Here is a 20,520-nt window from a genome sequence, read left to right on the forward strand (position 1 = left end):
ATGGGCTTCCAGACCCTGCCGACATCCAGCGGCAAAGACGATCGGCCGTGGTGGCTTTACGCGCTCTGCGCCATAGGGCTCGCCATCGCCGCCGTCATCGCCGTCAACGATCTCTATGCCCAGGTCTTCGCCACCGTCGCTCGCGGCATCTGGGTGACGGTCTTCGTCAGCGTCACCGCTTTCGCGCTCGCCGCAGCCCTTGGCCTGCTGGTCGCACTCGCCGGCCTCTCCGGCGGCATCACGCTGCGCCAGGCGGCCCGCTTCTATGTCGAGGTGATCCGCGGCATCCCGGTCCTCGTCCTGCTCTTCTATATTGCCTTCGTCGGTGCGCCGAGCCTTGTCAGCCTCTATAATTTTCTGGTCATGCCCTTCGTCGACGGCGGCTGGCTGAAGCCCGCACAGGTGCGCGACGTCTCCCTGATGTGGCGGGCGATCATCGCGCTCACCATTGGCTATTCCGCCTTCATCGCGGAAATCTTCCGCGCCGGCTTTCAATCCGTCGACAGGGGCCAGATCGAGGCCGCCATGGCGCTCGGCCTCAATCGCCGCCAGCGGTTTCGCCTGATCGTCTTCCCGCAGGCCATCCGGGTCGTCTTTCCGCCGCTGTCGAACGATTTCGTCGCCATGGTCAAGGACAGCTCGCTGGTCTCCGTCCTCGGCGTCGCCGATATCAGCCAGGCCGGCAAGATCTATGCCTCCGGCTCGTTCCGCTTTTTCGAGACCTATTCAATTGTCGCCTATATCTATCTTATCCTCACAATCGGCCTTTCAATCCTGCTCCGACAGGTGGAAAAAGGCATGCGGGACAGACAGAACACCAAGGGGAACGGCAGATGAGCGAACGAAAGAGCGAAGGACTGGCCAAGGTCTACGCCTCAAGATCCGACGACGAACTGACCTCCGCCTACGCCACATGGTCGACGGATTACGATCGCGAGAACCTGTCTTCAGGCTACTGCCTGCCCTTCATGATCACCGCCTGGATCGCCCGCCATGTGCGCACCGGGTCCGGCCCGCTGCTCGATGCCGGTTGTGGCACAGGCCTGTCGGGCCCCTATCTCAAGGCACTCGGCTATGACGAGATCGAGGGACTGGATTTTTCCGACGAGATGTTGGCACTCGCCGAAAAGCGCGGCGCCTACGCTCGGCTTGAACGCGCGACGCTCGGCGAGGAACTGCCCTGGGCCGACGGCCATTTCTCCGCCTTCCTCTCCACCGGCGTCTTTACCGAAGGCCATGCACCGGCCCGCAGCCTGTTCGAACTTTGCCGCATCACCAGGCCCGGCGGCTACGGCATCTTCACCGTACGCGACAAGGTGTTCGAAACTGGCGGTTTCGCCGATGTCTTTGCCGAACTGTTTGCCCGCGGCGTCTGGCAGGCGGTGGAGGAGAGCCAGCTCTGGCGCTCCTATGCCATCGACGAACCGGATGTGCTCGTCAGGTCCTACGTCTTCCGCATTCGCTGACTGTCAGCTCTGCAGCAGAACGAAGCGGTCACGACCGGCTTCCTTCGCCTGATAGAGCGCCTCGTCGACAGCCTTCAACAGGCTCAGCCGCTCCGAACCGGCATTGGGGGCAAGCGCAGCCCCGATGCTGAGCCGGGCATTGAGGATCTTCTCCTCGGCGACGAACGGCCGCCGGAATTCACCGAGCAGGCGCTCCGAAAGATCCGAAAGTGCCGTAATATCCGGCGGATCGGGCACGAAGATCGCAAACTCGTCACCGCCCATGCGCACCACAACATCCTGCGCCCGAATGCATTCGCTGATCCGCTTGGCCGCATAGGTCAGCACTTCGTCGCCGGTATGGTGGCCATACCGGTCATTGATCGCCTTGAACCCGTCCATATCCAGATAGAGAACGCCAAAACCCTGATGCTGGGACAGTGCATTGTTGAGCATCACGTCGATCAACGATACGAGTGCCGAACGATTGTAAAAACCGGTCAAAGGATCGGTCATCGCCGCAAGCTTCAGCTTCTCCTCGGCAAATTCCATCACGAATTTCGCCTTTTGCAGCCTCAAAAGCCCGCTCGCAACATCGGCAAACTGCCTGAGATTGCGGATCTCGCCGTCGCTGAAATCCCGCGGCCTTGTATCGATCAGGCAGAACGAGCCGACCGGCATGTCCGGTTCGATTGATACCGGCGCGCCGGCATAGCTCAGGAAATGCGGCTCGCCGGTCACATAGGGCATATGGCGCAGTTCAGGGTGGCGTGACAGGTCCGGAATGACCACCACCTCATTGGCGAACACGACGCGCGAGCAGATCGATACATCGCGCGAGCAGGCGCTGATCTCGATCGTGCCGACCTGGCAGGCAACCCGCTGCCAGTCCTCGTCGACGACATTGACGGCAGCAACCGGGCTGTCGAAGACATCTTTCGCAAGCTGCACCAGGGATGTCAGTTCCGGCGTGGAGTAGCCATCCGGCGCGATCAGCGACCGCACGGACAACAATCGTTCAGCTTCGTTCTGCGGAAGCTGGACCGCGAGAGCCATTTGCACCTCCTCGTCGCGTCATTAACCCCGCCACAGGAAACAAAGACGCAAAATTAGAGCATTCTCATCAGCTTGCTTGTGGCACGCTCATTCTTTCGAAACAATTGCCGTCAATCCAAAAAACTGCTAATGGAGCCGCATGGGATCGAAATTCGGATGCCTCGCGAACAGATTTATCGTGCTGCAGGACCACAAGCGTCTGCCGGCACGCTTTTTCGCGCGCGTCTCCGGCGCTCTCAACAGCCGACTTAGCTGACGGTCGTATAAACGCGACCCGTGCTGCGGTACACGCTTTTGCCGCCACCACTCCCCCTTTTTTGACAACTGTTCTTCAACGGATGGCAGCCATGAGCGCACCCCGCACCCTGTATGATAAGATCTGGGACGACCACGTCGTCTCTCAAGATGAAAACCAGACCTGTCTTCTCTACATCGACCGTCACCTGGTCCATGAGGTGACGTCGCCGCAGGCCTTCGAAGGCCTGCGCATGGCCGGCCGCAAGGTCCGCGCCCCGGAAAAGACGCTCGCCGTTGTCGACCACAACGTGCCGACCTCTGCCGATCGCCATTTGGGCATCAAGAACGAGGAAAGCCGTATCCAGGTCGAGACCCTGGCCGAGAACGCCAAGGATTTCGGGCTGGAATATTATAACGAGAGCGATATCCGCCAGGGCATCGTCCATATCGTCGGCCCCGAACAGGGCTTCACCCTGCCCGGCATGACGATCGTCTGCGGCGACAGCCACACCTCGACCCACGGCGCCTTCGGCTCGCTGGCCCACGGCATCGGCACGTCCGAAGTCGAGCATGTTCTCGCCACCCAGACGCTGGTGCAGAAGAAGGCCAAGAACATGCTGGTACGCGTCGACGGCAAGCTGCCGGAAGGCGTAACCGGCAAGGACGTGATCCTGGCCATCATCGGCGAGATCGGCACGGCCGGCGGCACCGGCCATGTCATCGAATTCGCCGGCGAGGCGATCCGCTCGCTGTCGATGGAAGGCCGCATGACCGTCTGCAACATGACGATTGAAGGTGGTGCCCGCGCCGGCCTGATCGCCCCCGACGAGACGACCTTCGCCTATATCAAGGACAAGCCGCGCGCTCCGAAGGGCACGGCCTGGGACATGGCGGTCGACTACTGGAAGACACTGCAGACGGATGAAGGCGCTCATTACGACAAGGTCGTCGTGCTGGACGCTGCTAACCTGCCGCCAATCGTCACCTGGGGTTCTTCGCCGGAAGACGTCACGACCATCGAAGGCGCCGTGCCGAACCCGGACGACATCCAGGACGAGAACAAGCGCACGTCGAAATGGCGCGCACTCGACTATATGGGCCTGAAGCCGGGCACGAAGATGACCGATATCACCATCGACCGCGTCTTCATCGGCTCGTGCACCAACGGCCGCATTGAGGATCTGCGCGCTGCCGCCAAGATGGTGGAAGGCAAGAAGGTGGCCTCCACCGTCAACGCCATGATCGTGCCGGGCTCCGGCATCGTCAAGGAACAGGCGGAAGCCGAAGGTCTCGACGTCATCTTCAAGGAAGCCGGCTTCGAATGGCGTGAGCCGGGCTGTTCCATGTGCCTGGCCATGAACGACGACCGCCTGAGCCCCTACGAGCGCTGCGCTTCGACCTCGAACCGCAATTTCGAGGGCCGCCAGGGCTACAAGGGCCGCACCCACCTCGTCTCCCCGGCCATGGCCGCGGCGGCAGCAGTGGCCGGCCATTTCGTCGACATCCGCGACTGGAAGTAAACGAAGTTAAGACCCCTCCCAACCCTCCCCACAAGGGGGAGGGCTTAACCTAGCCGAACCGCCGAGATCATATTGATGCAGGCGATTGCCGCTGGTCTTCTCCCCCTTGTGGGGGAGATGGCCGGCAGGCCAGAGGGGGTTAACTGATGCACAAGACCGCCTTCAGCCGGCTACCCCACCACCTTCACCACCGTCCCCTTTCGCAAATGCGGCAACAACCGCTTCATGTCGCGCGGGTGAACCGCGATGCAGCCTGCCGTCGGTTGATAGCCCGGCTTGATCAGGTGGAAGAAGATTGCCGAGCCGCCAAAACGTTTGCGGCATGTGATGTTCCAATCCATCACCAGACACACATCATAGAGCCCGTCCGCCCGCGTCATCTCTTCATGGCTCGGCCGGAAGGACGATCCGGCCCGTTTCGTCACCAGCCGGTTATAGGCGGCATGTTTCGGCTCATCGCACCACAGCATGTCGGGCGATATCCGCTTCATTGCCAGCGGCGTCTGCGGCAGTCTCATCCTCTCGCCGCGGGTAAAGCCGGAAATGAGTTTCATTGATGCGATCGGTGTGGCACCATCCCCTTCCCGCTTGAATGCGGACGTGCCGGAGCGGCCTATTGCCGCCGGAATGCTCAGCCCGCCAATCGAGATGATTGCCCGGCGGCGATCCCCCGGCGCAGTGCGGACGACAAGAATCCATTGTTTTTGCAGGTTTTGCACACGGAAAAGCGGCATTTTCTCACGAGCTTTTGCTTTGAATATGATTTTGTTTGAATTCATAGCATGTTGGGAATTACATCGAAGAGCCCTAAATACCTTGCGAATCTGCCGACAGGACAGGCGCGGATGAAAATCACGGGCGACACGAAAGGCGAGAACCGTATGGCAAGAACGATACTCCTGGTGGATGACGACAATGATCTGCGCGAGACGCTGGTCGAGCAATTGTCGTTATACGACGAGTTTTCGCTATTGCAGGAGGAAAACGCCGCCAAGGCGATGAACACGGCCAAAAGTGCCCAGATCGATCTCCTGATCATGGATGTCGGCCTGCCGGACATGGATGGTCGCGAGGCCGTCAAGCTCCTGCGCAAGAACGGCTTCAAGGCGCCGATCATCATGCTCACCGGCCACGATACCGATTCCGATACGATCCTCGGCCTGGAAGCGGGCGCCAACGATTATATCGTCAAGCCGTTCCGCTTCGCCGTGCTCTTGGCCCGCATCCGCGCCCAGCTTCGCCAGTACGAGCAGAGCGAGGATGCCACTTTCACGGTCGGCCCTTATCTGTTCAAGCCGAGCCAGAAGCTTCTGACCACCGACGACGGCAAGAAGATCCGCCTCACCGAAAAGGAAGCGGCGATCATCCGTTACCTCTACCGCGCCGGCCAGAAGGTCGTCACCCGCGACGTGCTGCTCGAAGAGGTCTGGGGTTATAATTCCGGCGTCACCACCCATACGCTCGAGACCCATGTCTACCGTCTCCGCCAGAAGATCGAGCGCGACCCGTCCAGCGCCGAAATCCTGGTGACCGAGAACGGCGGCTATAAGATCATTCCCTGATGGCGCTGAACGACGACATAAGACTTCTGTCCAGCGTTCCGCTGTTCCGTGAACTGGATGGTGATCAGTTGCGCCTGATCGCCTTCGGCGCGGAACGCCGCTCGCTTGCCGAGACGCAGGAACTCTTTCGCGAAGGCTCGCCGGCGGAAGCAGCTTATATCGTCGCCAAGGGCCAGATCGGCCTCTATGCCATCGATCGCCAGGGCGACATCCGCCACCAGAAGAATGTCGGCCCCGGCACGCTTTTATCCGAGCTCGCACTGGTGACGATGGTGGAGCGCAAGTTCACCGCCGTCGCGGCATCCGATGCCGAGGTGATGAAGATCAGCCGCCAGCTCTTCCAGCGCCTGCTGGAAGAATATCCCCAGGTCGGCCGCCTGATCGAGGCCCGCATCCGCGATAATATCGCAGGGCTGGCCAAGGCTGCTGCGGCGATGGAACACCGGTTCAGGTAGTTTTCGGGCGTGGCAGCCGTTTATTGAGCGCCCACACTTTCCGCAAATCCCCCTCTGGCCTGCCGGCCATCTCCCCCACAAGCGGGGAGACGATCCGGGGTGACCTCCTGCCCCAAGCAATGAAAGACAGCGGACACGGCTGGGTTAAGCCCTCCCCCTTGTGGGGGTCCGAAGGACGGGCGAGACCCGCTGCTCGCCCCAGACGGTTGGGAGGGGTCTTTATTCCCCACCCGCCTCAGAACTTAAACACAGCCGTCACCGGCACATGGTCGGATGGCTGGTTCCAGCCGCGGGCTTCCTTGAGGATCTCGATCCGCTCCAGGAAGGGCCCGAGATCCGGCGACGACCAGACATGGTCGAGGCGCCGGCCCTTGTTGGCCGCTTCCCAGTCCTTGGCGCGGTAGCTCCACCACGTATAGATTTTTTCCGGCTCCGGCGTGTGCTGGCGCATCAGGTCCAGCCAGCCGCCCTTAGCGATAACATCCTTCATGCCCTCGGTCTCGACCGGGGTGTGGCTGACGATCTTCAGGAGCTGCTTGTGCGACCAGACGTCATGCTCCAGCGGCGCGATGTTGAGATCGCCGACGAGGATCGACGAGACGCCGGGCATATCTGCCTTCAGCGCCTTCATCTCCTCGACGAAATCGAGCTTGTGGCCGAATTTCGGATTGACCGTCCGGTCCGGCTCGTCACCGCCCGCCGGTACGTAGAAATTATGTAAGCGTACACGACGCGAGCCGCGCTCGAAGATCGCCGAGATATGCCGCGCGTCGCCCATGCCGCAGAAATCCTGCCGATGGTCTTCGAGAAGCGGGACCTTCGAGGCGATGGCGACCCCGTGATAGCCCTTCTGGCCATGCACGATGATATGCTCGTAACCGAGATCGCGAAGCGGCTGGTAGGGAAATTCCGGCTCCTGGCACTTGATCTCCTGCAGGCAGAGAATATCCGGCTGGTTGCGGACAATGAACTGCTGCACGATCGGCATCCTGAGCCTGACCGAATTGATGTTCCAGGTGGTGATGGAAAATGTCATGAAAAACCTCGGTTAAACCCGAGGTCTAGCGCATCGACCGGAAAATCGGAATCGATTTTCGCCGCCATCCGGAATCAAAAAGGGCCGAGCAACCCGCAGCCCTTTCGATATCCGGAACAGGACGGACGTTACTTCACCTGATCATAGGGGATGGTGAAGACCTTGTCGTCGAGGCTCACACCCGTCTGCACGTTGTAGATCATCACAGACGTATCCTTGCCCTGGTTGTCGGTAATCGTCCATTGGCGCAGGTCATAGGTCTTGCTGTCGAACATTATGGTGATGGTGGAATCGCCGAAAATCGTCTTGTTGCCGAGCACGATCGTGGTCAGATCGGTCTCCTGCTTGACGCTGCGCACCGCGTCGTCCGAAAGATCGATCTTGTTGGCCAGAAGCAGGCTCAGCGGCGTCTTCGACAGGGGATAGATGTCCCAGGTGCTCAATTTGACATTGCCGACGACGACATTGCGGCCATCGGCGATCACCCGCAACGGCGACGGATCCTCGAAATTGAAGCGCAGCTTGCCGGGACGCTCGATATAGAACTTGCCGCCGGTCTGCTCGCCTCGCGGGCCGAACTGGACGAACTCGCCCATCATTGTCTTCACTGAGGAAAAATGGTCGGCGATCTTCTGGGCCGCCGCACCGCCCGCCGCAGCACCTGCCCCTTGGGCAAGGCCTAAGCCGGGAATAACAGCAGTTACGGCAAGACCGAGAAGCCCTGCGGAAAACTGCCTGCGGCCGATCCGGATGGAAAGAGGTGTCTTTTCAATGGTCATTCTTGTCTCCATCCATATGCACTGGGCCGCAAACGCGGCGTCTTGATGACCGGCCGCCTTTGTGGCCGGGCCGCGGCGATCACGTGAAGGCTTACCTGTCGAGAATGTCTTCTTCGGTCGGCACGAGGATCTCGCGCTTGCCGGCATGGTTGGCCGGCCCGATAAGCCCTTCCTTCTCCATCCGCTCGATCAGCGAAGCGGCGCGGTTATAACCGATGCCGAGACGCCGCTGGATGTAGGAGGTCGAAGCCTTGCCATCCCGAAGCACGATCGCCACCGCCTGGTCGTAGGGGTCGTCCGAATCCGACAGATTGGACGTGCCCGCCGGGCCGCCGCCACCGCCTTCATCGTCATCGTCGTCGGCCGTGATCGCTTCGAGATATTGGGGCGAACCTTGAGTTTTCAAGTAGGCGACGATTTCCTCGACCTCGTTATCCGACACGAAAGGCCCGTGGACACGCTGGATGCGCCCGCCGCCGGCCATATAGAGCATGTCGCCCTGGCCGAGCAGCTGTTCGGCACCTTGCTCGCCAAGAATCGTGCGGCTGTCGATCTTCGACGTCACCTGGAAGGAAATGCGCGTCGGGAAGTTGGCCTTGATCGTACCGGTGATGACGTCGACCGACGGACGCTGGGTTGCCATGATGACATGGATGCCGGCAGCACGCGCCATCTGCGCCAGACGCTGTACGGCACCTTCGATATCCTTGCCGGCAACCATCATCAGGTCGGCCATTTCGTCGATGATGACGACGATATAGGGCATCGGATCGAGATCGAACTCTTCCGTCTCGTACATGGCCTCACCCGTCTGGCGGTCGAAGCCGGTCTGCACGGTGCGGGTCAGGATTTCGCCCTTCTCCTTCGCCTGCTCGACGCGGGAATTGAAGCCGTCGATGTTGCGCACGCCGATCTTCGACATCTTCTTGTAGCGCTCTTCCATCTCGCGGACGGTCCATTTGAGCGCAACGACGGCCTTCTTCGGATCGGTCACGACCGGAGACAGAAGGTGCGGAATGCCGTCATAAACGGAGAGTTCGAGCATCTTCGGGTCGATCATGATCAGGCGGCACTTCTCCGGCGTGTAGCGATAGAGAAGCGACAGGATCATTGTGTTGATCGCGACAGACTTACCCGAACCGGTCGTACCGGCGACGAGGAGGTGAGGCATCTTGGCAAGATCGGCCACGACCGGCTCGCCGCCGATCGTCTTGCCGAGCGCCATGGCGAGCTTCGCCTTGCTGCCCTCGAAATCCTTCGAACCGATCATCTCGCGCAGATAGACCATCTCGCGGGTGCGGTTCGGCAATTCGATGCCGATCGCATTGCGGCCCGGCACGACGGCGACACGGGCAGCGATCGCGCTCATCGAGCGGGCAATATCGTCGGCAAGGCCGATGACGCGGGACGACTTGATACCCGGCGCCGGCTCCAGTTCGTAAAGCGTGACGACCGGACCGGGACGAACATGGATGATCTCGCCCTTGACGCCGAAATCCTCCAGAACGCCTTCCAGCATACGGGCATTCTGCTCAAGAGCCTCGGCCGAAAGCGTCACATCGCGGGCAACCGCCTTGGGCTCGGTCAGCAGGTGCACCGAGGGAAGCTGGAATCCGTCGGGACGAATGAACGAGCCCTGCGCATCACGGGCAACACGTGCGCTCGGCCGCGGCGCGGCGGCAGCGGGTGCAACGCGCGGCGAGCGACCTGCGGCCTGCGGTCCGCGCGAGGCGACAAAGCCTGCATCGTCGTCTTCATCGGAAAGAATGCCGTTGGGGCGGCGCGGCATGTCGTCATCCATGTCGAACGGCGGATCGTCGTCATGATCATGGGCCGACATCGGCGGAGCCGATACGATCCGTCGGGGAGAAGCCACCCTTTCGCCGGCGCCATCGAGCGAGGGTTCCATCCGCCCGCGGTCGCTGGATGTGGCCTTGGCGCGCACCGGCTCGTTCAGCGTGCCGAACTCGTCCTCATTGAAATCATACGGCTGGTCGAAACTGCGTCGGGCGCGCGGCTTCATGCCCACCATGCGGCGCAGGCGGGCCTGGGTGATGAACCAGTAATGGGAAGCAAGGCCGATCGGCAGGAAGCGCTCGAGCAGGCTGCCGCCATCGTCCTCGTCGTCTTCCTCTTCCTCGCGCCTCGGGCGGGAGACGACGGCGGCAACCGGCCGGTCGTCATCCTCGTCCTCGACGATCTCTTCCAGCGAATCGCCGACGAGACCGGAAGCAAACAGCATCAGCCAGATACAGGGAATGGTAAAAACGCCGCCGAGAGCCATGGCGACCACGCCGGTCGGATAGGCGCCGACGAAGAGAGCCGGAAAGCGCAGGATCATGTCGCCGATGACACCGCCGATACCGTTCGGGATCGGCCAGGTCTGTGGCGCAGGAAAACAGCCGAGCGTCGCCGAGGCGAGAACCGTGCCCCCGGCCCATGCGGCAAGCCTGGCGGGAATGCGATCGAAGCGACGCCCCGAAATCAGCGCCAGCGCAAAGGCCAGTATCGGCAGCAATGCCAGGATGCTGGCAAGCCCGAGAAACTGCATCATCACGTCGGCAAAGGCAGCACCGGCAAAGCCCAGCATATTGGTGGGCGCATTGTCGGTCGCATAGGAAAAGCTTGGATCGGCGACATTCCAGGTGGCGAGTGCCGCAACCGCGAGCGCCAGTGCCAGAAAAATGCCAAACCCGATCAGCGCCAGCGTCTGCCTCAGGACAAAGGAGCTGAGGACAGAGCGGGTTGACCGGTTTGCCAATACCGCTGAACTGCTTCTGCTCATCGTGTCTGCCCGCCGCCTGAAAAACGTAATCTATGTGCGAATCCGGGAAAATGCCGTCGCACAATTCCAAGACAAGGTAGCGCAGCGATGGTTAACGCAGCTTTAACCAAGCCGGTCCAGGCACTGAACCTAAAGTATTGCCAGGCAATTTTTACCCGGAAAGCGGGCTCCGGATACGAAAAATGGCCCGGAACATATCCGGGCCATCTGATTGCTTGCAGGATTGCCACCGACATCCTCAGACGACAGTGGCAGGCCTTATTAGTCGTGATAGGCAGACTCACCGTGGGAAGCGAGATCGAGACCTTCGCGTTCGGCTTCGACCGGTACGCGCAGGCCGACGATCAGGTCGGTGATCTTGTAGAGGATGATCGAGCCGATACCCGTCCACAGGATCGTGATGACGACGGCTTCGATCTGAACCATGACCTGGCCGCCCATCGTCTGCTCGCCGGCATAACCGATGCCGCCCAGCGAAGCGGAAGCGAAGATGCCCGTTGCGATGGCGCCGAAGATGCCGCCGATACCGTGAACGCCGAAGACGTCCGAAGTATCGTCATAGCCGAACTTGTTCTTCACCGTGGAGACGAAGAAGTAGCAGATCGGCGAAACGATCAGACCCATGACGATCGAGCCCATCGAGCCGACGATGCCGGCAGCAGGCGTGATGGCGACGAGGCCGGCGATCATGCCCGACGCAGCGCCGAGCATGGAAGCCTTGCCACGGGTGAAGGTCTCGACGATCGACCAGGAAACGGTTGCAGCAGCCGTTGCCAGGAAGGTGTTGACGAAGGCGATGAAGGCGCCGCCGGAAGCTTCGAGGTTGGAACCGGCGTTGAAGCCGAACCAGCCAACCCACAGAAGGCTGGCGCCGACGAAGGTGAGCGTCATGGAGTGCGGAGCCATCATGTCCTTGCCGAAGCCGGTACGCTTGCCGACCATGATCGCACCAACAAGACCCGCAACACCGGCATTGATGTGAACGACGGTACCACCGGCGAAGTCAAGCGCGCCCTTACCGAACAGGAAGCCGTTCGAATCCCAGACCATGTGAGCGATCGGGAAGTAGACGAAGGTGACCCAGAGTGCGCAGAACAGCACGACTGCGGAGAACTTGATGCGTTCTGCGAAGGCGCCGATGATCAGGCAGGGGGTGATGGCGGCAAAGGTCATCTGGAACAGGAAGAACACATATTCCGGAATGACGACGCCCTTGGTGAAGGTTGCCGAAGTGTTGGTCGGATCCATGCCGGCCATGAACATCTTGGCCGTGCCGCCCCAGAATGCGGACGTGCCGCCGCCGAAGGCGAACGAGTAGCCGTAGATCGCCCAGATCAGCATGACCACGCAGGTGACCATGGTGACCTGCATCAGGACCGACAGCATGTTCTTGGCGCGGACCAGGCCGCCGTAGAACAGCGCGAGGCCCGGCAGGATCATCAGAAGAACGAGCAGGGTGGCGATGTACATGAAGGCGATGTCGCCCTTGTCCATTACCGGGGCCGGCTCCGCAGCGGCAGCAGCTGCCGGTGCGGCATCCTGCGCAAAGGCGACAACCGGCGCAAGCAGAGCGGCTGCAGCAACAGCGCCCATGCGTCCGAGGTTGGAAATCTTGGTCAATTGCATAATCTAAAAACTCCCCTGTAAGCCGTGCTTAGAGCGCTTCGGTATTGGTTTCGCCCGTACGGATGCGCACGGCCTGCTCGATCGAATAGACGAAGATCTTGCCATCCCCGATCTGGCCCGTCTTTGCCGACGAGGCGATTGCCTCGATTGCCTTGTCCACGAGATCGGCAGCAACCGCGATCTCGATCTTCAGCTTCGGCAGAAAACTTACGGCATATTCGGTGCCGCGATAGATCTCGGTGTGTCCCTTCTGGCGTCCGTAACCTTTGACTTCGGTGACGGTCAGGCCCTGGATACCGACAGCCGTGAGGGCTTCACGCACCTCATCCAGCTTGAACGGCTTGATAATGGCCATCACGATTTTCATCTGGCTTCCCATCCTTTGGTTATTTCGGCCAAGGCCGACTCTCCTCATTACCGAATTATGACACCGGCAACTGCGCCTTTACATTCAAGGGCCGTGCCAGATTCACGCAGCTATTAAGTTATTGAAAAATAAAGGTCTATATAGGCATCGCCACAAATGAGGCAGTTGGGCGCCACAAAGGCGCCGAAATCCTGTGCATTTTTTATTTTTTGCACATAATTTAGTCATTTGCCTTTTTACGAATCAACCCCTCCTGCGCCACCGACGCAACGAGAGTGCCCGAACGGGTATAGATGCTGCCTCGCGTCATCCCCCTTGCGCCGGAGGCGCTGGGACTATCCTGACTATAGAGCAGCCAGTCGTCGAACCGGACCGGACGGTGGAACCACATGGCGTGATCAAGGCTCGCCGCCTGCACCCGCGGATCATAGACCGAGGTCCCGTGCGGATAGAGCGACCCGTCGAGGAGCGTCATGTCGGAGAGATAGGCGAGAATGGCAGCGTCATAGATCCCGTCATCCGGCATGGAGCCGACCGTGCGCACCCAGACGTCCTGACGCGGATCGAGCTTTTCGGTCGTCAGGAAATGCGTGAGCGATACCGGCCTGAGCTCGATCGGTCGGGGCCGCTCCCAATAGCGCCGGATAGCCGGCGGCGCCTTGGGCAGAAAAATCCGCTTGAACTCTTCCTCGTCGATCAACTCCTCCGGCTGCGGCACGTCCGGCATGGCGATCTGATGGTCGTACCCCTCTTCCCTGCTCTGGAAGGAAGCCGACATGGTGAAGATCGCCTTGCCGTGCTGGATCGCCAGCACCTGCCGCGTGGTAAAACTCCCACCGTCACGAATTCTCTCCACCTGGTAGACGATCGGAACGCTGGGGTCGCCGGGCCGCACGAAATAGGCATGCAGCGAGTGGACCGGCCGCTCGGCCTCGACGGTGCGCTGCGCTGCTACCAGCGCCTGTGCGATCACCTGCCCGCCGAACACCCGTTGCCAGCCGATATCCGGGCTCGTGCCGCGATAAAGATTATGCTCCAGCTGCTCCAGATCCAACGTCCGGATAAGCTGCTGCATGGGGCTTGAGGTCGTATCTGACATTTTTACAGACTCCGGCAATAGGAAGCGGCGGTCAGTTGATCTATATCCACCCCATCGGTAACCACAAGACGGACGGGAGCCAGGCAGATGCTGGACATGATGGTTGTAGGTGGAGGTTATGTCGGGCTGGCAGCGGCAGTCGCGGTCAAGCAGGCGGCTCCTCACCTGAACATCGAGGTCATCGAGGCGGCACCCGCGGGCATATGGGAGAAGGACGAGCGCGCCTCCGCCATCATCGCCGCCGCAAGCAGGATGCTCGCCGTCCTTGGCGTGTGGGACGAAATCCTACCCCAGTCCCAGCCGATCAACAGGATGGTCGTCACCGACAGCCGCACATCCGATCCGGTGCGCCCAGTCTTTCTCACCTTCGACGGCGAAATCGAGAAGGACAAGCCGTTTGCCCATATGGTGCCCAATGTCGCCATGGTGCGCGCCCTGAGGGGGCGGGCCGAAGAGCTCGGCATCGCCATCCGTCACGGCCTCTCAGCCACCGCTTTTTCAACCGGCAGCAACGCGACCACGGTTAGCTTCTCCGACGGATCGACCTCAGAGACCCGCCTTCTGGTCGCCTGCGACGGCGTGCGCTCGAAACTGCGCGATATGGCCGGCATCAGGACGGTCAGCTGGCAATATGGCCAGTCCGGCATCGTTGCCACGGTCGCCCATGAACGGTCGCATGAAGGCGTGGCCGAGGAACATTTCCTCCCCTCCGGCCCCTTCGCCATCCTGCCATTGCCCGGCAACCGGTCGTCGCTCGTCTGGACCGAGCGGACCGAAGATGCCGACCGGCTGGTTGCAGCCGATGATCTCGTTTTCGAGGACGAACTCGCGCGCCGCTTCGGCCACAAGCTCGGCGAACTGACGGTCGTTGGCGGCCGCAAGGCCTTTCCGCTCGGCCTGACACTCTCGCGCGCCTTCGTAGCACCGCGTTTCGCGCTGGCCGGCGATGCCGCCCATGGCATCCATCCGATCTCCGGACAGGGCCTGAACCTCGGCTTCAAGGATGTGGCCGCCCTTGCCGAAACCATTGTCGAGGCCGACCGCATGGGCCTCGATATCGGCTCGCTCAATGTGCTGGAACGCTATCAGTCCTGGCGCCGTTTCGACACGTTCCGCATGGGCGTGACGACCGATGTCCTCAACCGGCTCTTCTCCAACGACGTGGCGCCAATCCGTTTCGCCCGCGATTTCGGTCTCGGCCTCGTCGAGCGCATGCCGAAGCTGAAAGATTTCTTCATCGGCCAGGCGGCGGGGACCACCGGCGAAGGCCATCCGAAACTGCTGGCCGGCCAAGCTCTCTGACAGGCCTCCCGGCGAAAGTCAGGTCCAGACGGCGCAGGACAAAGGACTTGAGCCAGACTCAGTCCTCGATCTTGCGCGCCTCGGAAATCAGCATGATCGGAACGCCATCGCGGATCGGATAGGCCAGGCGGGCATTTTCCGACACCAGTTCGTTGCGCTCCCGGTCGAACACGAGCGTGCCCTTGGTGAACGGGCAGACCAGCAGTTCCAAAAGCTTGGGATCGACCTTGCTGAGTTTTTCGTCCATTGGCGCGGCTCACTGCAGGATTGTGTCGGTATCCGCCAGCCCTCGCGCCAGCAGGATCTCGGTAATGGCGATCAGCGTATCGGCGCGGCTCTTCAGATCCGGCGCCTCCAGGAGCGCCTGCTTCTCGGCCGGACCGAAGGGCGACATCATCGACAGCGAATTGACCAGCGTGCGATTTCCGGCTCGCTCGACGCTTTCCCAATCCACTTCCAGCTTGTTGGCATCGAGATAGGCACGGAAGACGCGCAGCAATTCGCGCCTATCGACGGCAGCCTCGCCATCCTCTTCCGAAAGATCCGCCATGAAGGGCGCAAAGCGGATGGTGCGATACGGATGGTCGCCGCCCACTTCCTCGAGCAGCCGGAAACGGCACACCCCGCTGACCGAGGTGATATAGCGACCGTCGCCGGTCTCCGCAAACGACGTGATCCGCCCGACGCACCCGACAGTCGACAGCGCCGGCCGCAAGGGATCGGAAGCCTCCGCCGCGCCCTCGATCAGCGAGGGCTGTACGACACCGATCAGCCGGTGACCCGCCAATGCGGCATCGAACATGGAAAGATAGCGCGGCTCGAAAATATTGAGCGGCAGCTGCCCGCCGGGAAGCAAGAGGGCACCGGTCAGCGGAAACACCGGCAGGTCTTCCGGCAGATCCTCACGCTTCACATACCGTGCGTTTCCCACATGCATCGGCTCGCCACCTCCCGCAGAACATTTCGATTGCGATCGAGACCGCCCGCACCCTTACGCGGGGCATCCGGCACGGACAGTCATCATTGCAATTATCTGGGGCTCCGGCCCGCGAACGCAAGACCATCGCCTGAGGATAAGTTGTCGCCTACGGCAGTTGCGCCAGAAGCTCACGCCGGCCAGCCGTTCGAAACGACCGAAACACCGGCGCGGACGCAATCATACGCCCCCCCGAGGAAAGGCGAATTGCCTCAGGAGAAAAGGATGGACGAAAGCCGCCGCCGGGCCGCGATCGTTGCCGGGTCCTTCGGTCCCCAGACCTCGAAGAACTGCAGGAGTTCGCGCCGCGCACCGTCATCGTCGAAAGTCCGGTCCTTGCGCATGATCGTCAGCAGGTGTTCCGCCGCATTTTCCCGATCACCCTGGACGTTGAGGATCTTTGCAAGCTTCATCCGCGCTTCGTGATCGTCGGGATTGGCGGCAAGCGCCTGCTCAAGTGCCACCGGATCGCCAAGCTTGCGGGCTTCCTCGATCTGGCCGAGCTTCTTGGCCACGGCCTGGATCGCAGCATCCGCCTGCATCTCTTCCGGAAGCGAGGAGAGCATCTGCCCGACCCGTTCTGTCTCACCCATGGCGATCATGCAGTTCATCATGCCGGCTGCTGCACGGGCATTTTCCGGATCGGCCTGCAGCACGGCGCTGTAAAGCTGCGCTGCACCCTCGATATCGTCGGCGGCAAGCAGTCCGTCGGCATCGCCGAGCACGGCCTCGATCTCTGCCGCCTGATCGGCACCGGCAGGACCGGCCACCTTGTCGATGAACTCGTTGACCTGGCTTTCCGGCACCGCGCCCATGAAGCCATCGACGGGGCGTCCGTCGACAAAGGCAATCACCGCGGGGATCGACTGGATGCCGAGCTGGCCTGCGATCGACGGATGGTCGTCGATATTCATCTTGACCAGCTTCACCCGGCCTTCAGCGCCATTGACGGCCTTTTCCAGCACAGGGGTCAGCTGCTTGCAGGGACCGCACCAAGGCGCCCAGAAATCGACGAGAACCGGCTGATGGCGCGATTCCTCGAGCACGTCCTTGGCAAAGCCCGCAGTCGTCGTGTCGCTCACATAGGAGCCCGCTGCCGCACCTGCCGGGCTGGCCGGCGCCGCGCTAACATTCGCCGACGCGCTCATCTGTCCGCCGTAACCGCCGCCATAGGATCCGCCATAAGGATTATCGTTGCCGCTCATCGATGTTCTCCCGGGAAACTGGGGTGAGGACCCTTTTCATTATCTGCCCGAAACATCGTATGTCAGTCCGTTACTTTCAAGACAAGCGGCGTGTGCCCGGTGGCCTCCATAAAACGGATGAGATCGTCGCGGCCGATCGAGGTCGTGGCATCGTTGGAGAGCGGATGCCCGTTGATGATCTCGTGCTTCATCAGATCCTCGTCGAGCACGAAGGTGACGTTCCTCTCCGTATCGCAGAAGGCGCCGAACACGGTGACCGAGCCGGGCACGACACCGAGATAGTCCAGCATCATTTCCGGCCTGCCGAAGGAGACGCGGCTTGAGGCGCCGATCACCTTATGCACCGTCTTCAGGTCGACCACCGCGTTTTCCTCGACGGTGATGACGAAATACTGGTCCTTCTTGTCCTTCACGAACAGGTTCTTGGTGTGCCCGCCGGGTATCTCATCCCTCAGCCATTCCGATTCGGCGACGGTAAACACCGGCGCATGCTGTTTTGTCGTGTACTTGATGTCGAGATTGTCGAGAAAGGCAAAAAGGTCGGCAGCTGTCTTGGGCATGTTTCCGGTCGCATAAGAGGGGTCGATAGAGAGAAGGCCGGACTATAGCGACATTGCTCCACAGGACCAAGCATCCCGCCACATCATTGGCCAAAACGAAAAGCCCTGCGATTCAAGGACTTTAGCGAAATACGAAAAATTCTTTGGCCCGATCGTCATTTCCCTGTTGCATTTGAAAATCGTCTGGGCCATATAGCGCCTCGTCGCCGGCAACGAGCCACGACACACCGGTTCAGACTACCACACGGACCGATGGATTGATGAGCGGGTGTAGCTCAGTGGTAGAGCACAACCTTGCCAAGGTTGGGGTCGAGGGTTCGAACCCCTTCGCCCGCTCCATTCCCCCTCCCGAGACAAAACTGAGAAATTGTCCTTCGGGCAAATGCTGCATTTTGCGCGGGCAGCGCCGCCAGATATTTCAGGCTGGCCGGGGCCAACCCCTCTCCTCAACTCTTCGAAAACACATAATCCGTTTCCTGCCGCAGCACCTCGCCCGTCTGCAGCACGGCATTTGGAAAATTCTCGTGGTTTATCGCGTCCGGCCAGATCTGGGTTTCCAGGCAGAAGCCGGCATAGGGGCCGTAGCGGCGACCATCGAAGCCCGGCACCGGCACGTTGACCATCACCCCGGCATAGAACTGCACGCCGGGCTCGGTCGTCCTCACCTCCAGCGAAACGCCTGAATAGAGGCTGCGCACCAGCGCCACCGAGCGCTTGGCACCACGCTGCGCCGACAGGCAGTAATTGTGGTCGAAGGGCACTTGCAGACCATCCGCGCCAGAACGCTTGACCGGCCCCATGCGGCGCAGGTCGAAGGGCGAACCGGCGAGATCGGTCAGCCGGCCGGTCGGCACGAGATTGCCATCGACTTCCGTCAGCCGGTCGGCAGCAATCATGATCTCGTGGCCAAAGATATCCTCGCGGCCATCGAGGTTGAAATAGGAATGCTGGCAGATATTGGCTGGCGTCTTCTCGTCGCTTACGGCCTCATAGATGACGGAAAGCGTGCCGTTGCCCGAAAGATGATAGGTGGCGCTGATCGTGCAATTGCCCGGATAGCCGGCCCGCCCGTCGGGATCGGTGATCGTCAGCACCACCCTGTCGGCGCCATGCTCGACGATCATCCAGTTGCGCTCGGCAATTCCGTCGGAACCGCCATGCAGGTGGGTGATGCCGCGCTCGTTGAGTTCGAGCTGATAGTCCCGTCCGTCAATCGAGAACTTCCCGCCGCCGATCCGGTTGGCGCAGCGGCCGGGCGTCGCGCCGAAATAGGGCGAGTGGGCAAGATAGGACGCAAAATCGTCGAAGCCGAGCACCAGCGGCGCATCATGGCCTTCGAGGCGCAGGTCCTGGATCACCGCACCCCAGCTGATCACATGGGCGACCAGACCGCCGCCGGCGATCCGCACACGGTGGACGACCTCCCCCTCCGGCGTCGTGCCGAAAATCTCAAGCGCCTGCCCAGCCATGAATGTCCTCCGTCTCTCAACGGCGGCAAACTGCGCGATTTGACAGGGCGCTGCAATGGGCAAGGAAGCCGCGCGACGTCTTTTCCGACATACGCGCGAACCACCACACTCATTCCGTGCCGATCTTCTCCAGGTCGTAGGGCGTCGTCTGGTAGATCTCGTTGATCCAGTTGCCGAACAGAAGATGCGCATGGCTGCGCCAGCGGTTCTGCGGCGTCAGCGTGTCGTCGTTATGCGGGAAATAGTCATGCGGCATCTTGATCGGGATGCCGGCATTCACGTCGCGGAAATATTCGTCAGCCAGCGAGGTGGAATCATATTCGACATGATTGAACATATAGAGCCGGTTGCCCGCCTTCTCATGCACCAGGCAAAGCCCCATCTCGTCGGATTCCATCAGGATTTCCAGATCGCGCTTCTTCTCCACATCCTCGCGGCGAACCTCCGTCCAGCGTGACACGGGCACCTGGAAATCATCGGAAAAACCGTTGAGATAGACCGAGGCCGGCGCCAGATTGCGGTGGCGATAGACCCCGAAGGCCTTCTGGTCGAGCCCGTGCTTCGGCACGTCATGGAAATGATAGATCGCCGCCATCGCCCCCCAGCAGACATTCATCGTCGAATGCACATTGGTCGCCGTCCAGTCGAAGATCTGGCTCATCTCATCCCAATAGCTGACATCCTCGTAGGGCATCGTTTCCACCGGTGCGCCGGTGATGATGAAGCCGTCGAACTTGCGCTCCTTCACCTCTTCCCAGGTGTGGTAGAAGGACAGGAGATGTTCTTCCGACGTGTTCTTCGCCTTGTGGGTACCGAGCCTGACGAGCGAAAACTCCACCTGCAGAGGCGAGGCACCGACGAGGCGCGCCATCTGCACCTCGGTCTTGATCTTGTTCGGCATGAGGTTGAGGAGCCCGATCTGCAGCGGACGGATGTCCTGACGCAGCGCGGCCGTATCGGTCATGACGCGTACGCCTTCGGAAACAAGAGTGGCAAACGCTGGAAGCGTATCGGGAATCTTGATCGGCATGTCGAACCCAC

20 protein-coding genes and 1 tRNA gene are annotated in these 20,520 nt (G+C 60.9%); 7 read left to right on the forward strand and 14 right to left on the reverse strand.

Annotation, left to right across the window (positions count from 1 at the left end; genetic code table 11):
* Both NCHU2750_RS17645 and NCHU2750_RS17650 read left to right on the forward strand, forming a co-directional pair.
* The gene (locus NCHU2750_RS17645; protein ID WP_119941720.1) at positions 1–837 is read left to right on the forward strand and encodes an amino acid ABC transporter permease; all 837 of its coding nucleotides are present in this window, start codon (positions 1–3) and stop codon (positions 835–837) included.
* Positions 834–1,466 (forward strand): class I SAM-dependent DNA methyltransferase, encoded by a 633-nt coding sequence (locus NCHU2750_RS17650; protein WP_119941721.1) that lies wholly within the window; start codon positions 834–836, stop codon positions 1,464–1,466. Before NCHU2750_RS17645 ends, NCHU2750_RS17650 begins: the two co-directional genes overlap by 4 nt.
* A gap of 3 nt (positions 1,467–1,469) precedes the next feature.
* Here NCHU2750_RS17650 and NCHU2750_RS17655 read toward each other — a convergent pair whose 3' ends face one another.
* Positions 1,470–2,501 (reverse strand): sensor domain-containing diguanylate cyclase, encoded by a 1,032-nt coding sequence (locus tag NCHU2750_RS17655; protein WP_119941722.1) that lies wholly within the window; start codon positions 2,499–2,501, stop codon positions 1,470–1,472.
* Between the two features lie 347 nt (positions 2,502–2,848).
* On the opposite strand from NCHU2750_RS17655, the gene leuC reads away from it, so the two are divergent.
* Positions 2,849–4,258, forward strand: a complete 1,410-nt coding sequence (gene leuC / locus NCHU2750_RS17665) for a 3-isopropylmalate dehydratase large subunit (protein ID WP_119941725.1) — start codon at positions 2,849–2,851, stop codon at positions 4,256–4,258.
* 170 nt (positions 4,259–4,428) lie between these two features.
* Here leuC and NCHU2750_RS17670 read toward each other — a convergent pair whose 3' ends face one another.
* Positions 4,429–4,992, reverse strand: a complete 564-nt coding sequence (locus NCHU2750_RS17670; RefSeq protein WP_119941727.1) for a L,D-transpeptidase family protein — start codon at positions 4,990–4,992, stop codon at positions 4,429–4,431.
* A 147-nt stretch (positions 4,993–5,139) separates the two neighbouring features.
* Here NCHU2750_RS17670 and NCHU2750_RS17675 point away from each other — a divergent pair, with 147 nt between their 5' ends.
* Positions 5,140–5,820 (forward strand): response regulator transcription factor, encoded by a 681-nt coding sequence (locus tag NCHU2750_RS17675; RefSeq protein ID WP_119943483.1) that lies wholly within the window; start codon positions 5,140–5,142, stop codon positions 5,818–5,820.
* The gene (locus tag NCHU2750_RS17680; protein WP_119941728.1) at positions 5,820–6,275 is read left to right on the forward strand and encodes a cyclic nucleotide-binding domain-containing protein; all 456 of its coding nucleotides are present in this window, start codon (positions 5,820–5,822) and stop codon (positions 6,273–6,275) included. Before NCHU2750_RS17675 ends, NCHU2750_RS17680 begins: the two co-directional genes overlap by 1 nt.
* A gap of 235 nt (positions 6,276–6,510) precedes the next feature.
* On the opposite strand, the gene NCHU2750_RS17685 is transcribed toward NCHU2750_RS17680, so the two are convergent.
* The 6 genes from NCHU2750_RS17685 to tesB form a co-directional block, all read right to left on the reverse strand.
* Positions 6,511–7,311, reverse strand: a complete 801-nt coding sequence (locus NCHU2750_RS17685; RefSeq protein WP_119941730.1) for an exodeoxyribonuclease III — start codon at positions 7,309–7,311, stop codon at positions 6,511–6,513.
* Positions 7,312–7,439: 128 nt separating this feature from the next.
* On the reverse strand, positions 7,440–8,090 hold the full coding sequence (locus NCHU2750_RS17690; RefSeq protein WP_119941731.1) for an outer membrane lipoprotein carrier protein LolA: 651 nt from the start codon (positions 8,088–8,090) through the stop codon (positions 7,440–7,442).
* A gap of 91 nt (positions 8,091–8,181) precedes the next feature.
* Complete coding sequence (locus NCHU2750_RS17695; protein WP_119941732.1) at positions 8,182–10,875, reverse strand: FtsK/SpoIIIE family DNA translocase; 2,694 nt, start codon at positions 10,873–10,875, stop codon at positions 8,182–8,184.
* A 261-nt stretch (positions 10,876–11,136) separates the two neighbouring features.
* Positions 11,137–12,501, reverse strand: coding sequence for an ammonium transporter (locus NCHU2750_RS17700; RefSeq protein ID WP_119941734.1), 1,365 nt, complete (start codon positions 12,499–12,501; stop codon positions 11,137–11,139).
* Positions 12,502–12,529: 28 nt separating this feature from the next.
* Positions 12,530–12,880, reverse strand: a complete 351-nt coding sequence (locus NCHU2750_RS17705; protein ID WP_162939671.1) for a P-II family nitrogen regulator — start codon at positions 12,878–12,880, stop codon at positions 12,530–12,532.
* A gap of 208 nt (positions 12,881–13,088) precedes the next feature.
* Positions 13,089–13,967 (reverse strand): acyl-CoA thioesterase II, encoded by an 879-nt coding sequence (tesB, locus tag NCHU2750_RS17710; RefSeq protein WP_119941735.1) that lies wholly within the window; start codon positions 13,965–13,967, stop codon positions 13,089–13,091.
* An 87-nt stretch (positions 13,968–14,054) separates the two neighbouring features.
* Here tesB and NCHU2750_RS17715 point away from each other — a divergent pair, with 87 nt between their 5' ends.
* Positions 14,055–15,269 (forward strand): ubiquinone biosynthesis hydroxylase, encoded by a 1,215-nt coding sequence (locus NCHU2750_RS17715; RefSeq protein WP_119941737.1) that lies wholly within the window; start codon positions 14,055–14,057, stop codon positions 15,267–15,269.
* A 58-nt stretch (positions 15,270–15,327) separates the two neighbouring features.
* On the opposite strand, the gene NCHU2750_RS17720 is transcribed toward NCHU2750_RS17715, so the two are convergent.
* The 4 genes from NCHU2750_RS17720 to NCHU2750_RS17735 form a co-directional block, all read right to left on the reverse strand.
* Complete coding sequence (locus tag NCHU2750_RS17720; RefSeq protein WP_119941738.1) at positions 15,328–15,516, reverse strand: Trm112 family protein; 189 nt, start codon at positions 15,514–15,516, stop codon at positions 15,328–15,330.
* Positions 15,517–15,525: 9 nt separating this feature from the next.
* Positions 15,526–16,206, reverse strand: a complete 681-nt coding sequence (locus NCHU2750_RS17725; protein ID WP_119941739.1) for an LON peptidase substrate-binding domain-containing protein — start codon at positions 16,204–16,206, stop codon at positions 15,526–15,528.
* Between the two features lie 251 nt (positions 16,207–16,457).
* The gene (gene trxA, locus NCHU2750_RS17730) at positions 16,458–17,450 is read right to left on the reverse strand and encodes a thioredoxin (protein WP_119941741.1); all 993 of its coding nucleotides are present in this window, start codon (positions 17,448–17,450) and stop codon (positions 16,458–16,460) included.
* A gap of 62 nt (positions 17,451–17,512) precedes the next feature.
* Complete coding sequence (locus NCHU2750_RS17735; RefSeq protein ID WP_119941742.1) at positions 17,513–18,010, reverse strand: prolyl-tRNA synthetase associated domain-containing protein; 498 nt, start codon at positions 18,008–18,010, stop codon at positions 17,513–17,515.
* Between the two features lie 264 nt (positions 18,011–18,274).
* Between NCHU2750_RS17735 and NCHU2750_RS17740 the strand changes: the two genes are divergently transcribed.
* A tRNA-Gly gene (locus NCHU2750_RS17740) sits at positions 18,275–18,349 on the forward strand.
* A 107-nt stretch (positions 18,350–18,456) separates the two neighbouring features.
* Here the strand turns inward: NCHU2750_RS17740 and NCHU2750_RS17745 are convergent.
* On the reverse strand, positions 18,457–19,479 hold the full coding sequence (locus NCHU2750_RS17745) for an aldose epimerase family protein (protein ID WP_119941744.1): 1,023 nt from the start codon (positions 19,477–19,479) through the stop codon (positions 18,457–18,459).
* A gap of 109 nt (positions 19,480–19,588) precedes the next feature.
* The gene (metA, locus tag NCHU2750_RS17750; RefSeq protein WP_119941746.1) at positions 19,589–20,509 is read right to left on the reverse strand and encodes a homoserine O-acetyltransferase MetA; all 921 of its coding nucleotides are present in this window, start codon (positions 20,507–20,509) and stop codon (positions 19,589–19,591) included.
* Positions 20,510–20,520: the final 11 nt, after the last annotated feature.

It is taken from the genome of Neorhizobium sp. NCHU2750, from assembly GCF_003597675.1.
Taxonomy (GTDB): Bacteria; Pseudomonadota; Alphaproteobacteria; order Rhizobiales; family Rhizobiaceae; genus Neorhizobium.